This window comes from Stenotrophomonas sp. 28608_Sma (genome assembly GCF_056486185.1).
Genome location: NZ_CM151308.1, coordinates 4,938,803 through 4,952,500 on the forward strand (window position 1 = coordinate 4,938,803; position 13,698 = coordinate 4,952,500).

The 13,698-nt window shown below is 66.1% G+C and carries 11 protein-coding genes and 2 rRNA genes (1 of these 13 running past the window's edge); 6 read left to right on the plus strand and 7 right to left on the minus strand.

Features of this window, described 5'->3' with window-relative positions; all coding sequences use genetic code 11:
• Positions 1-28: 28 nt before the first annotated feature.
• On the minus strand, positions 29-940 hold the full coding sequence (gene glyQ / locus ACZLHH_RS23215) for a glycine--tRNA ligase subunit alpha (RefSeq protein ID WP_006403404.1): 912 nt from the start codon (positions 938-940) through the stop codon (positions 29-31).
• An 84-nt stretch (positions 941-1,024) separates the two neighbouring features.
• Here glyQ and ACZLHH_RS23220 point away from each other — a divergent pair, with 84 nt between their 5' ends.
• The 3 genes from ACZLHH_RS23220 to ACZLHH_RS23230 are packed head-to-tail and all read left to right on the plus strand — an operon-like array spanning position 1,025 to position 4,540.
• Entirely contained in the window at positions 1,025-2,860 is a 1,836-nt protein-coding gene (locus tag ACZLHH_RS23220; RefSeq protein WP_106469549.1) for a GspE/PulE family protein, read from the plus strand.
• Positions 2,832-3,578 carry a glutamine amidotransferase gene (locus ACZLHH_RS23225; RefSeq protein WP_071229443.1) on the plus strand — a complete coding sequence of 249 codons (747 nt, stop codon included), beginning with the start codon at positions 2,832-2,834 and terminating at the stop codon, positions 3,576-3,578. Before ACZLHH_RS23220 ends, ACZLHH_RS23225 begins: the two co-directional genes overlap by 29 nt.
• A gap of 50 nt (positions 3,579-3,628) precedes the next feature.
• Positions 3,629-4,540, plus strand: a complete 912-nt coding sequence (locus tag ACZLHH_RS23230) for a BPSS1780 family membrane protein (RefSeq protein WP_012512520.1) — start codon at positions 3,629-3,631, stop codon at positions 4,538-4,540.
• An 86-nt stretch (positions 4,541-4,626) separates the two neighbouring features.
• Here the strand turns inward: ACZLHH_RS23230 and tatC are convergent, their stop codons facing one another.
• The 4 genes from tatC to ACZLHH_RS23250 form a co-directional block, all read right to left on the minus strand.
• Entirely contained in the window at positions 4,627-5,376 is a 750-nt protein-coding gene (gene tatC / locus ACZLHH_RS23235; RefSeq protein ID WP_032128455.1) for a twin-arginine translocase subunit TatC, read from the minus strand.
• Positions 5,373-5,834 carry a Sec-independent protein translocase protein TatB gene (gene tatB / locus ACZLHH_RS23240; RefSeq protein ID WP_180844897.1) on the minus strand — a complete coding sequence of 154 codons (462 nt, stop codon included), beginning with the start codon at positions 5,832-5,834 and terminating at the stop codon, positions 5,373-5,375. The genes tatC and tatB overlap by 4 nt, the downstream gene beginning before the upstream one ends.
• A gap of 15 nt (positions 5,835-5,849) precedes the next feature.
• Positions 5,850-6,077 carry a Sec-independent protein translocase subunit TatA gene (tatA, locus tag ACZLHH_RS23245; protein WP_032128453.1) on the minus strand — a complete coding sequence of 76 codons (228 nt, stop codon included), beginning with the start codon at positions 6,075-6,077 and terminating at the stop codon, positions 5,850-5,852.
• Positions 6,078-6,152: 75 nt separating this feature from the next.
• Entirely contained in the window at positions 6,153-7,046 is an 894-nt protein-coding gene (locus tag ACZLHH_RS23250; RefSeq protein ID WP_032128452.1) for a lipid-binding SYLF domain-containing protein, read from the minus strand.
• A 165-nt stretch (positions 7,047-7,211) separates the two neighbouring features.
• Here ACZLHH_RS23250 and hemH point away from each other — a divergent pair, with 165 nt between their 5' ends.
• The 3 genes from hemH to ACZLHH_RS23265 all read left to right on the plus strand — a co-directional run bounded on the left by hemH (position 7,212) and on the right by ACZLHH_RS23265 (position 11,421).
• The gene (gene hemH / locus ACZLHH_RS23255) at positions 7,212-8,174 is read left to right on the plus strand and encodes a ferrochelatase (protein ID WP_032128451.1); all 963 of its coding nucleotides are present in this window, start codon (positions 7,212-7,214) and stop codon (positions 8,172-8,174) included.
• Entirely contained in the window at positions 8,171-9,025 is an 855-nt protein-coding gene (locus ACZLHH_RS23260; protein ID WP_180844898.1) for an alpha/beta fold hydrolase, read from the plus strand. The genes hemH and ACZLHH_RS23260 overlap by 4 nt, the downstream gene beginning before the upstream one ends.
• Before the next feature lie 290 nt (positions 9,026-9,315).
• Positions 9,316-11,421, plus strand: a complete 2,106-nt coding sequence (locus ACZLHH_RS23265) for a methyl-accepting chemotaxis protein (RefSeq protein ID WP_180844899.1) — start codon at positions 9,316-9,318, stop codon at positions 11,419-11,421.
• A 366-nt stretch (positions 11,422-11,787) separates the two neighbouring features.
• On the opposite strand, the gene rrf is transcribed toward ACZLHH_RS23265, so the two are convergent.
• Both rrf and ACZLHH_RS23275 read right to left on the minus strand, forming a co-directional pair.
• Positions 11,788-11,902, minus strand: a 5S ribosomal RNA gene (gene rrf, locus ACZLHH_RS23270).
• A 127-nt stretch (positions 11,903-12,029) separates the two neighbouring features.
• A 23S ribosomal RNA gene (locus ACZLHH_RS23275) occupies positions 12,030-13,698 on the minus strand (it continues 1,212 nt past the right edge of the window).

Sequence of the window (13,698 nt, forward strand, 5' to 3'; positions counted from 1 at the left end):
CGCCCCGGAGTAAGGGGGGGAGCGGCCGTCAGGCCTTCTTCGCGCCCGGGAAGCCCAGCTTCTCGCGCTGCTCGTAGTACGCCTTGGCCACCGCCTGGGCCAGCGCGCGCACGCGCAGGATGTAGCGCTGGCGCTCGGTCACGCTGATCGCGCGGCGCGCATCGAGCAGGTTGAAGGTGTGGCTGGCCTTCATCACCTGCTCGTAGGCCGGCAGCGGCAGGTTCACTTCCACCAGCTTCTGCGCTTCGCGTTCGCAGGCGTCGAAACGGTGGAACATCTCTTCCACGTCGGCGTACTCGAAGTTGTAGGTGCTCTGCTCCACCTCGTTCTGGTGGTAGACGTCGCCGTAGGTCACCGGCTGGCCGTCCGGGCCGTAGGTCCAGACCAGGTCGTAGACGTTGTCGCAGTTCTGCAGGTACATGCACAGGCGCTCGAGACCGTAGGTGATCTCGCCCAGCACCGGGCGGCACTCCAGGCCACCGGCCTGCTGGAAGTAGGTGAACTGGGTCACCTCCATGCCGTTGAGCCAGACTTCCCAGCCCAGGCCCCAGGCGCCCAGCGTCGGCGATTCCCAGTTGTCCTCGACGAAACGCAGGTCGTGCACCAGCGGATCGATGCCCAGTGCCTTCAGCGAATCCAGGTACAGCTGCTGGATGTTGTCCGGCGCCGGCTTCATCGCCACCTGGTACTGGTAGTAGCGCTGCAGGCGGTTCGGGTTCTCGCCGTAGCGGCCATCGGTCGGGCGGCGCGAGGGCTGCACGTAGGCCGCGTTCCAGCTTTCCGGACCGATCGCACGCAGGAAGGTGGCCGGGTGGAAGGTACCGGCGCCCACCTCCAGGTCGAGCGGCTGGATGAGCACGCAGCCCTGCTGGGCCCAGAACTGGTTCAGGGTCTGGATCAGGCCCTGGAAGGTGATCGGAACGGTCGGGGTCGCGGACATGCGTACGAGTCTTGGCCGGCAAGGGGGGTGCGTTAGTATAACGGCCGACCTGCGGGGCATTCCGTACCCGGGAGGAGCAGGCAGATGGAACATCGGCTGCCGGTGGGCACGCCCGGCGAGGCTGGCGGCGTACCGCTGCCGTGGGGTCGCCTGCAGTTCGAGCAGATTGCCGCGGCCCTGATCGCCGATGGCCTGGTGGCCGAGCAGGACCGCGAGCGCATGCGCTTTTCCGCGCAAGGCGCACGCAACGCCAGTGAAGTGCACCCGCTGGTGCTGCTGTCCAACCTCAAGCTGGCCGCCAACGGCGGTGGCGAACTGACCCTGGAGCGCCTCACCGAGTGGCTGGCGCAGCGCACCGGCAGCCGCTACCTGCGCATCGACCCGACCCGGGTCGACGTCGCCGCGGTCACCGCGCTGGTCTCCCATGCCTACGCGCGCCGCCACCGTTTCCTGCCGTTGGCGGTGGATGCCGAGCGCGTGCTGGTGGCCACCAGCGAGCCGCTGGTGCAGGAATGGCGTCGCGACCTGCAGCACCTGACCCGCCGCCGCATCGAGCTGGCGGTGGTCAACCCGCTGGACCTGCACCGCTACACCATGGAGTTCTACGGGGTGACCCGTTCGGTGCGCGGCGCCCGTGGCGACGTGCGTGGCGAAGCCAGTACCACCCTGCCCAGCTTCGAGCAACTGGTGGAGCTGGGCCGCACCGGCGACGTCAATGCCGACGACCAGCACATCGTGCATATCGTCGACTGGCTGCTGCAGTACGCCTACGAGCAGCGCGCGTCGGACATCCACCTGGAGCCGCGCCGCGAGATGGGACGCATGCGCTTCCGCATCGACGGCGTGCTGCACAAGGTGTTCGAGGTGCCGCCGGCGGTGATGACCGCGGTGGTCAGCCGCATCAAGGTGCTCGGCCGCATGGACCTGGCCGAACGCCGGCGCCCGCAGGATGGCCGCATCAAGACCCGTTCGCCGGGCGGCCGCGAGGTCGAGATGCGCCTGTCGACCATGCCCACCGCCTTCGGCGAGAAGTGCGTGATGCGCATCTTCGACCCGGATGCCGCCTTCAAGAGCATCGACCAGCTCGGTTTCAGCCCGCAGGAGGCGGCGGGCTGGAATGCACTGGTCGAACGCCCACACGGCATCGTGCTGGTCACCGGCCCGACCGGCTCGGGCAAGACCACCACCCTGTATTCCACGCTGAAGCGGCTGGCCACGCCGGACGTGAACGTGTGCACGGTGGAGGACCCGATCGAGATGATCGCGCCCGAGTTCAACCAGATGCAGGTGCAGACCAACATCGACCTGGATTTCGCCAGCGGCGTGCGCACGCTGCTGCGGCAGGACCCGGACATCATCATGATCGGCGAGATCCGCGACCTGGAAACCGCGCAGATGGCGGTGCAGGCCTCGCTGACCGGCCATCTGGTGCTGTCCACCCTGCATACCAACGACGCGCCCTCGGCGGTCACCCGCCTGCTCGACCTGGGCGTGCCGCACTACCTTCTGGCCAGCACCCTCAACGGCATCCTCGCCCAGCGCCTGGTGCGCACGCTGTGCCCGCACTGCAAGCAGCCGCACAGCCTCGGCGCGGCCGATTGGGCGGTGCTGGCTGATAGCCATGCTGCATATCCAGATGCCGCCACGCCCTGTCGGCCGGTCGGTTGCCTGGAGTGCCGGCGCACCGGATTCCTCGGCCGCATCGGGCTGTATGAGTTGCTGCCATTGGGTTCGCGGCTGCGCGGGCAGATCCGCGCCGACATGGATCTGGCCGGTTTCAGTCGGGCTGCGCGGGCTGAAGGCCTGCGAACCCTGCGCCAGGCCGGGCTTGAAAAGGTGGCGCAGGGGCTGACTACAATCGAGGAAGTCCTGTCAGTGCTGCCGCCCCCGGATGAACCCAGCCCCGTTCCTGATCCTTGAAACCGGCCGACCGGTGCCGTCATTGCGCCGCTACGGGCGTTTTCCGCACTGGATCCGCGTCGCCGCCGGGCTGGAAGAACACGAGACGGTGGTGGTCGATGTCGAGCACGGTGGCGCCCTGCCCGACCCTCATGCCTTCGCCGGCGTGCTGGTGACCGGCTCGGCCGCCTTCGTCACCGACCATGCCGACTGGAGCGAGCGCAGCGCCGCGTGGCTGCGCCAGACCGCCCACGACGACCTGCCGGTGTTCGGCATCTGCTACGGCCATCAGCTGCTGGCACATGCGCTGGGTGGCGAGGTGGCCTACAACCCGGCCGGCCGCGAGTCCGGCACGATCGAACTGGAACTGCAGCCGCAGGCGGCGCAGGACCCGCTGTTCCAGGGCCTGCCGCAGCACTTTGCCGCCCATGCCACCCATCTGCAGACCGTGCTGCGCGCGCCGGAAGGTGCCGAAGTGCTGGCACGCTCGCCGCTGGACGGCTGCCACGCCTTCCGCTGGGGCCGCCAGGCCTGGGGCGTGCAGTTCCATCCGGAATTCGCCACCCACCACATGCGCGGCTACGTGCGCGCCCGCGCCGACTGCATCGGCCGCCACGGCGGCTGCGCCCGCAGCATCGAGCGCGCGGTCAGCGCCGCACCGCTGGCCCGCCAGCTGTTGCGCCGCTTCGTCCGCCAGGCGCGGCTGTCTTCAGCCCAGCCGGTGGCAAAACAGGGATAATCGGCGGCACGGGCAGCCGCCCGGCCCCCTCCTGTCCTTCCCGGATGTCCATGAAAGAGATTCGCAAGCTGCCGGCCTCGGCGGGCGCCCAGTGGTTGCTGGATACGTTCTCCCTGTACCGGCGTGCGCCGCTGCAGCTGGCCCGGATCGGCCTGACCTGGCTGCTGGTGAGCTGGGTGGTGACCCTGCTGTCGACCTTGATTCCCGGCGCCGCCGGCATGGCAGTACAGCTCATGACCCTGGCCATTTCGCCGATCATGTTCGGCGGCATGCTGTATGCCGTGGGCGAGATCGACGAAGGCCGCCCGGGCCTGGCCTCGCACCTGCTGCAGCCGATCCGCGACCACCGCGTCAGCCACCTGCTGGTGCCGCTGGCGATACAGGTGCTGGCGGTCCTGCTGCTGGGCGCACTGTTGTTCATGATGATCGGCCGCGAGGGCTTCACCGCCTTCAGCGAGGTCATGACCAAGATGGAAGAAATCAGCCGCAGCGGCCAGCAGATCAAGCCGGACGACGCGGCCGCGCTGGTCGCCAACCTGCCGGCCAAGCGCATCGCGCTGTGGATGCTGCTGGTGTTCCTGAGCGCGGTGGCGCTGTCGCTGGCGATGTTCACCCAGCCGGCGCTGGTGGTGTTCGACAAGCAGAGCGGCATGCATGCGCTGCGCCTGAGCCTGCAGGGCTGCATCGAGAACATCGGCGCGATGTTCGTGTTCGCCGCGCTCGGCCTGATCGCCGCGTTCTGCATGTACATCCTGTTCGTGATCGTGATCCAGGTCGCGATGCTGATCGGTGGCCCGCTGGCTGCGGCCTTCATCGCCCAGCTGGTGCTGACCACGGTGCTGATGCCGCTGTATGTCGGCGCGGTCTACGCCGCGTGGAAGCAGATGTTCGTGCATCGCGGCAGCCGCGCGGCGCCGCCGATCCCGACCACGCCGACCTCAAGCGACGTGTTCCACGCCTGACGGAAAAAGGGGACGGAGGGGATTAAGTCGTTTATGCCCAGTGTGTGCAGCTAACGACTTAATCCCCTCCGTCCCCTTTTTTTCTTTCAGGCGGCGGGTTTCTTCACTACCGACGACGGCACCAGCCAGCGTGCGGCGTGGATGCCCAGTTCGTAGAGCAGGCACATCGGAATCGCCAGCATCAGCTGCGAGACCACGTCCGGCGGGGTCAGCACTGCGGCCACCACGAAGATGCCGACGATTGCGTAGCCACGGCCTTCCTTGAACTGCTGCGGCGTCACCCAGCCCAGCAGCACCAGGATCACCATTGCCACCGGCAGTTCGAAGCTGCCGCCGAAGGCAAAGAAGATCGCCAGCACGAAATCCAGGTAGGCGTTCGCATCCGGGGTGATCGCGATCACGTCCGGGCTGAAGGTGGTGAGGAAGTGAAATACCGCCGGCAGCACCAGGAAGTAGGCAAAGGCACAGCCGGCGTAGAACAGCAGCACCGACGACACCAGCAACGGCACCGCCAGGCGCTTCTCGCGCGCATACAGGCCCGGGGCAACGAACGCCCACAGCTGGTACAGCAGCCACGGCACCGCCACGAACAGGGCCACGAAGAAAGTCAGCTTCAGCGGGGCGAAGAACGCACCGGCCGGGTTGGTGGCGATCATCGTCTGCCCGTTCGGCAGCTGCGAGACCAGCGGTTCGGCCAGCGCGTTGTACAGCTTCTGGGTAAACGGCAGCAGCGCCAGCAGCACCACGCCCAGGCCCAGCAATGCGCGCACCAGGCGGCCGCGCAGTTCCACCAGATGTTCGACCAGCGAGCTTTCGCCGAAATCCTGTTCACTCATGGCTGGCGCTCCGGGCTGCTCTGCGGCGGCGTCGCACCGGCATCAGGGGGTGTCGCCGGCGTCGGCTCGGGAGCAACGCTCTCCTGTGCCGGCGCATCGGCGTCGGGCACGGCGCTCATGTGCGGCGGAAGATCTGCGGGCGCCGGCGCGCGTACTTCCTGCGCCAGCGTATCGCCCTGCTGCTGGGCTTCCTGCGCTTCGCGACGGATCGCTTCACCGCTGGCGCGCAGCTGGTTCTCGGTGTCCTGCATGCCCTGGCGCACGTCCTGCATCTGCCGCTTGATGTCCTCGGCCTGCAGTTCGCGCTCCAGTTCCTGTTTCACCGAATCCCACTGATTACGGGCACGTCGCACCCACAGGCCGGCGAAGCGGGCCGCCTTGGGCAGGCGCTCGGGACCGAGCACCACCAGGGCGACCACTGCAATCACCAGCAGCTCGCTGAAGCCGATATCAAACACCGCGACCGCTCCGGATCAGCGAGCGTTACGGTCGTGCTCGTCCTGCGCGGCGCGCGAGGCGTCCTGGCTGCGCGATTCATCGCCCAGCTGCGCGTTCGGCTTGTCCTCGTCGCGCATGCCCTTCTTGAATTCCTTGACCGCCGAACCGAGATCCTTGGCGCCACTGGTCAGGCGCTTGGTGCCGAACACCAGCAGGACGATGGCCAGCACGACCAACCAATGCCAGATGCTGAAACTGCCCATAAAGACGCTCGTTACGTTAGTGATCAGGCTGTCGAGCATAGCGCACCGGGTGTTAGCCGGCGCGCGTGACGAAAGTCAGTTTCCGCCCAGCGTTTCCGTGCGGATTTCGCCGTCGTTGACCGGCTGGAAGCCCTGCTGCTGCGGCGGCGGGTTCTGCGGCACGTTCTGCAGCGGTGCGGTAGTGGCTTCGGCCGGGGCGGCCGGCGCTGCCTGAACAGGCGCCGGAGCAACCGCCGGGGCCGCTGCCGGGCGCGGCGCGCTACCGCCGTTGCCGCTGCGGTTGTTACGCGCGGCGTAGGTGGCCTCTTCCAGGCGGTCGCGGAACGTGACCACATCCATCGACGGCGAACCGGCCGCGCGGCCTTCGAAGATCATGCGCGGCGTGGTGTTGCTGCCGTAGGCGTCCAGATTGGCGGCATCGTCGATCTGCAGCACCGCACCATCCAGGGCGACACCGGCGAACAGGCCGCGGGCGCGCGACCAGGACCAGATTTCGGCCTTCAGCTGACCGTCGGTGGCGGCGGCGGCATTGCGGCCGACCGGGCCGGCGGCGACACCCGCATCGGCGCCCAGCGTGAACTTGCCGTTGACCAGGTTGTCCAGGCTACGGTCGTTGCGGAACACCAGCACCACATCGGAGGACTGCACGCCGGCCTGGAAGCCGATGCTGCCGCCGGTGAGCTTCACGAACACCGGGTTGGACCAGGCACCGTTGGGCATGCGCACGGACATCAGGCCATGGCCACGACGACCGCCAATGACCAGACCGGCCTTGATCGTGTCGGGAATGACGATGACCGCGCGGCCTTCGTCGAGCAATTTGTCCGGAATGCCCTGTTCAGGGATTTCCTGGATTTCAGCCAGCACGCGCACGGCATTGCGCGCACGCTGGTCTTCCTGCGGTCCGGCCATGGCCTGGCTGGACAGCAGGCTGGCGGCGATCAGCAGGGCTTGGATCGGGCGACGCATGGCAGGCTCCAGAAGTCAGTCCATAGGAAGATATAGCAAGTGACTGAAATTAGTAGTGTTGTCATGAATCGCCAATGAGCGCTCCCTGCTCACATAGATGCCCGCTATGCCTGCAATCCGAACCCTGCATCCCGGCGCGGCACCGGATCGGCGACAATACCGCTCATGCTCGACGCACCCGATACCGCCGTGCTGGCGGTCAACCTAGGCACGCCCGAGACGCCGACGGCCCCCGCCGTACGCCGTTACCTGGCCGAATTCCTGTCCGACCCCCGCGTGGTCTCGATCCCGGCACTGCTGTGGCAGCCGTTGCTGCGCGGACTGATCCTGCCGCTGCGCAGCAGCCGTTCAGCGGCCAAGTACGCCCAGGTCTGGCTGCCGGAGGGCTCTCCGCTGATGGTGCATACGCGCCAGCTGGCGCAGGCCATGCAGGCCCTGCTGCCGACCCTGACGGTGCGCCATGCAATGCGCTATGGCGAACCGGCGCTGGCCAGCGAACTCGACCGGCTGGCGGCCGACGGTGCGCGCCGCATCGTGGTGCTGCCGCTGTACCCGCAGTACTCCACCACCACCACCGCCTCGGTCGAAGACCGCGTCGATGCCTGGCAGCGCCGCAACCCGGGCGTGACCGTCAGCCTGGTCCGCGACTATTCGGTCGATCCGGGCTGGGTCGACGCCGTTGCCGGCTCGATCCGCCGCTACTGGGAACAGCACGGTCGTGGCCAGAAACTGATGTTCTCCTTCCACGGCATTCCGCAGCGCCTGGCCGATGCCGGCGATCCGTATCCGCAGCGCTGCGAGGCCAGTGCGCAGGCCATCGCCAAGGCGCTGGAGCTGGGCAGGGACGACTGGCAGATGGGCTATCAGTCGCGCTTCGGCCGCGAGCGCTGGCTGCAGCCGTATGCCGAGCCCAGCCTGTGGGCGCTGGCCGAATCCGGCGTGAAGCAGATCGACGTGGTGTGCCCGGGCTTCGCCACCGACTGTCTGGAGACGCTGGAAGAAGTGGCACTGGGCTTCACCGAAACACTGGCCGAGCGCGGCGCGACGATGCGCTACATCCCCTGCCTCAACGCCGAACCGGAGCACGCGCGTGCGCTGGCACGGCTGGCCGTGGCGTCACTGGCATGAGCCTGCAGCCGTTTGAACTCGAGGTCGGTGGCGCGCGCGTCGCCGGCCTGCGCAACCACGGTGATGGCCCGCGCGTGCTGGCCCTGCATGGCTGGCTCGACAACGCGGCCAGCTTCGTGCCGCTGGCGCCGCACCTGTCGTCGTTGCAGCTGGTGGCCATCGACCTGCCCGGCCACGGCCACAGCGCGCATCTGCCGGCCGGTGCCAGCTACACCACGGCCGCCGCCATCTGTCACGTACTCGACGTCGCCGACGCGCTGGGCTGGGACCGTTTCAGCCTGCTTGGCCATTCGATGGGCGCCGGCATCGCCAGCCTCACCGCCTCGGTCAGCGACCGTGTCGAACGGCTGGTGGCGATCGAAGCACTCGGCGGCCTGCGTGGTCCTGAGGAAGAAACCGCCCATCGCCTGCGCGAGCATGTGAACGCCACCCGTGCGTTGGCGCGCAAGCAGCTGCGCGTGTTCCCCGACCTCGCCGCCCCGATCCGCGCGCGGATGATGACCAACCAGCTCAGCGAGCGCTGTGCACGGCTGCTGGTCGAGCGCGGCGTGGAGCCGGTCGAAGGTGGTTACCGCTGGTGCAGCGACCCGCGCCTGATGCTGCCCACTGCGATCCGCCTCAGCGAAGGCCAGATCGACAACCTGCTGCAGGCCATCGCCTGCCCGACGCAGGTGATCTACGCCACACCGGCGCAGTCGTACTATCCCGAGCCGATGCGCAGCGATCGCCTGCAGCACCTGCGCGATGGCCGTCTGGCGGTGTTTGCCGGCAACCATCACCTGCACATGGAAGACCCGGAACAGATCGCGGGCGTGATCCTGCACTTCTTCAGCAACGGCAACGCCGGCTGAGCAGAAGTATCCGCGCGCTTCACTCCGCGCGTTTGCGGCCGATACATCAGTTGCGGGCCCCTGCGTCCGCAGCACGCAGGTCCGGTCGGGCCTGCGGCGTGTGTCTGGTTCTGCAAGGAAGTCCGCATGCCCGCTCTGCTGCACCGTCACCCACAGGATGTGGCCACGGTGTCCCGTCTCCGCGTCGCTGATCGCGCCGCATTCCCCGAATTCCCGGCTCGCGCCCTGCTCACGCACTCCTGCGTGTGCCGCGGCGTGGCTGCTGTCGTTTGCTGATCCAGGAGTCGCCGATGTCCGTTGCATCCTCCCGTCCCCCCGATACCGCCCGCATGCCGCATCTGCAGCAGCTCGCGCGCCGCGCTGACCGTCGACTGCTGATCGGCAGCGCGGCGTTGGCTGTGGCTGGCCTCGTGCTGGCCCTGCGTGGGCCCCACGTACCGGGCGCTGCGTTGGCCGCGGCCGCCGTACTGCCCGCCCTCTGGCTGGCCGGTCCACAGGCGGGCCGGGCCGTCGCCCGCAATGGCCTGGCATTGCTGTTGTCGCTGCAGCTGGCCTTGTTGTGCGCGATCGTCAGCCTGTCACCGGCATTGCCGATTGCGCTGTTGCTGGGCGTGCTGCTCAGCCACCGCGATCGCCTGCCGGTATGGCTGGCCGGTGGTGTTGGCACCCTCGCCCTGCTGGTACCGCCGCTGCACGGCGCAGCCGTGGGACCGACGTTGCTGCAGGCGGGCCTGTTCGCCAGCCTGACCGTGTTCCTCGGCCAGGTCGCGCTGCGCCTGCGGCAGCAGACCGAGGCACTTGGCCACGGCCCACGCCGCCTGGCGGCACTGGCGCGCGATATCGCGACGGGCACCGATCTGAGCGCACATGCGGATACCGCGGCCTATGCACCCGGTTCGCTGGCCCATGCGCTGGCCGATACCGCCCGCCACGTGCAGGCGCAGCGTGGGCGCGAGGCTGACGCGCATGCCGAGAATGCGCAGATCCGCCAGGCGCTCGACGCCTCGCGCACCGCGATGATGATTGCCGACAACGACCACGTGATCCGTTACGTGAACCGCTCGGTGGTGGCCCTGCTGCGCAACCAGCAGGCAACACTGCGCCAGGCCTTCCCCGACTTCGACGCCGAGCGCCTGGTCGGCAGCAGCATCCACCGCTTCCACGCCAACCCGGACCGCATCCGCGCGATCCTCAACGGCCTGCAGGTCACGCACAACGGCAAGGTGCAGATCGGCCCGGTGCACTTCGCGCAGGTGGTCACCCCGGTGTTCGATGCGCAGGGCGCGCGCCTGGGCTTCGCCGTGGAATGGCATGACCGCACCCATGAACTCGCGCTGGAAAACGCCGTGGCCGGCATCGTCGCTGCGGCAGCGGCCGGTGATCTCGACCAGCGCCTGCAGGCCACTGAAGGTGCCAGTTTCCTCGATGGGCTGACCGGTGGCATCAACCAGCTGCTCGATACGCTCGGCAGCACCGTCAACGAAGTGCGGCAGATGCTCTCGGCACTGGCCAATGGCGATCTGGACCGGCGCATGCACGGCGAGTATCACGGCGCTTTCGCTGCCATCCAGCGCGATGCGAATGCCACGGCCGGTCAGTTGGCACGCATGGTCGGTCGCATCCAGGAATGTGCGGCGTCGATCAGTACCGCCGCCAGCGAGATTGCCGCCGGCAACGGCGCGTTGTCCGAGCGCAGCGAGCGCCAGGCCGCGCACCTGCAGGAGACCGCAGCATCGATGGAGGAACTCACCGCCACCGTGCGCCAGAACGCCGCCCATGCGCGTGAGGCCAGTGCGTTGGCAGCTTCCACGCAGAGCGCTGCCAGTGACGGCAACACAGCCATGCAGCGGGTGGTGAATACCATGCAGGCCATCGAAGGTGCCTCGAAGCGGATCGGCGACATCACCGGCGTCATCGACGGCATTGCCTTCCAGACCAATATCCTGGCCTTGAACGCAGCCGTGGAGGCGGCACGCGCCGGCGAACAGGGCCGAGGCTTCGCGGTCGTGGCCAGCGAGGTGCGGGTACTGGCGCAGCGCTCTGCGGCGGCGGCCCAGGAGATCAAGAAGCTGATCGACGAAGCCGGCCGCCAGGTGGGTGAGGGTGCCCAGCTGGTAGCTGACGCCGGCCAACGCATGCAGGGCATTGTTGGCGGCGTGGAGGATGTCAGCCACCTGATGCGCGAGATTTCCGCGGCGTCGCAGGAGCAGTCGATCGGTATCGAGCAGATCAACCAGACCGTAGTGCAGATGGATCAGGCCACACAGCAGAATGCCGCGCTGGTGGAGGAAGCCACCGCGGCCGCACGCGAGCTGCAATCGCAGGCGGGTACGCTTACCGAGGCGGTGTCGGTGTTCCGCCAGCAGGAACCGCACGAGGTCTCGCAGGCCGCCTGATCCGGGCCTTCAGTTCGATCCTGATCAAGACGGCGCCCGCAGGGCGCCGTCTTTTTGTTGCGTAGGCCTTGCTGCCAGTAGCTGCCAACCTTGGTTGGCGCCGTGGTTCCTCACGGAGGGCATCCACGCATGGCGTGGATCTACCGGTAGTGCCGGCCGCTGGCCGGCAATCACAGCGACGCGCACTGTCTGGACCTGCTGCCGGGGGTTGGCACCGCTCTTCGCAGGGACAGCCATCCACGCATGGCGTGGATCTACCGGCCGCTGTGCAGCCACGGCAGTGCCGGCCAGCGGCCGGCACTACCCGCATTTCGCGCGCACAAAGAAAAACCCCGCTGCGCATGCAGCGGGGTTCTCGGGTGTAAACCCTGGCGATGACCTACTCTCGCATGGCTTGAGCCACACTACCATCGGCGCAGCTGCGTTTCACTTCCGAGTTCGGGATGGGATCGGGTGGTTCCACAGCGCTAATTTCACCAGGGAGGCGGTTGGAGCGTCGCCATCCGATACAGCCGGATAAGGCGCCTGCCTCTCGTAGTTCTTGTGACGTAGCGTGCACTTGGATGCTCTTACGACGTTGTCGTAAAGCCAAGGCAACTTGAGGTTATATGGTCAAGCCTCTCGGATCATTAGTATCAGTTAGCTCAATACATTGCTGTACTTACACACCTGACCTATCAACCACGTAGTCTACATGGTTCCTTCAGGGGGCTTGTGCCCCGGGAGATCTCATCTTGAGGCGCGCTTCCCGCTTAGATGCTTTCAGCGGTTATCGCTTCCGAACATAGCTACCCGGCAATGCCACTGGCGTGACAACCGGAACACCAGAGGTTCGTCCACTCCGGTCCTCTCGTACTAGGAGCAGCCCCTCTCAAATCTCCAACGCCCATGGCAGATAGGGACCGAACTGTCTCACGACGTTCTGAACCCAGCTCGCGTACCACTTTAAATGGCGAACAGCCATACCCTTGGGACCGACTACAGCCCCAGGATGTGATGAGCCGACATCGAGGTGCCAAACACCGCCGTCGATATGAACTCTTGGGCGGTATCAGCCTGTTATCCCCGGAGTACCTTTTATCCGTTGAGCGATGGCCCTTCCATACAGAACCACCGGATCACTAAGTCCTAGTTTCCTACCTGCTTGATCCGTCGATCTTGCAGTCAAGCACGCTTATGCCTTTGCACACAGTGCGCGATGTCCGACCGCGCTGAGCGTACCTTCGAGCTCCTCCGTTACTCTTTAGGAGGAGACCGCCCCAGTCAAACTACCCACCATACACGGTCCCCGACCCAGATAATGGGCCCAGGTTAGAACGTCAAGCACGACAGGGTGGTATTTCAAGGATGGCTCCGCTGCAGCTAGCGCCACAGTTTCATAGCCTCCCACCTATCCTACACAGACGAACTCAACGTTCAGTGTAAAGCTATAGTAAAGGTTCACGGGGTCTTTCCGTCTTGCCACGGGAACGCTGCATCTTCACAGCGATTTCAATTTCACTGAGTCTCGGGTGGAGACAGCGCCGCTGTCGTTACGCCATTCGTGCAGGTCGGAACTTACCCGACAAGGAATTTCGCTACCTTAGGACCGTTATAGTTACGGCCGCCGTTTACTGGGGCTTCGATCAAGAGCTTCGCCTTGCGGCTGACCCCATCAATTAACCTTCCAGCACCGGGCAGGCGTCACACCCTATACGTCCACTTTCGTGTTTGCAGAGTGCTGTGTTTTTGATAAACAGTCGCAGCGGCCTGGTTACTGCGACCCTCTTCAGCTATAGCTCGCACGAGCCACCAAAAAGAGGTGCACCTTCTCCCGAAGTTACGGTGCCATGTTGCCTAGTTCCTTCACCCGAGTTCTCTCAAGCGCCTGAGAATTCTCATCCTACCCACCTGTGTCGGTTTACGGTACGGTCTGCGTAAGCTGAAGCTTAGGAGCTTTTCCTGGAAGCGTGGTATCAGTGACTTCGCCTTAAAGGCTCGTCTCGGTGCTCGGTCTTGAAGGATCCCGGATTTGCCAAAGATCCAAACCTACCGCCTTTCCCCAGGACAACCAACGCCTGGTACACCTAACCTTCTCCGTCCCTCCATCGCACTTACGCGAGGTGCAGGAATATTAACCTGCTTCCCATCGACTACGACTTTCGTCCTCGCCTTAGGGGCCGACTCACCCTGCGCCGATTAACGTTGCGCAAGGAAACCTTGGGCTTTCGGCGTGCGGGTTTTTCACCCGCATTATCGTTACTCATGTCAGCATTCGCACTTCCGATACCTCCAGCA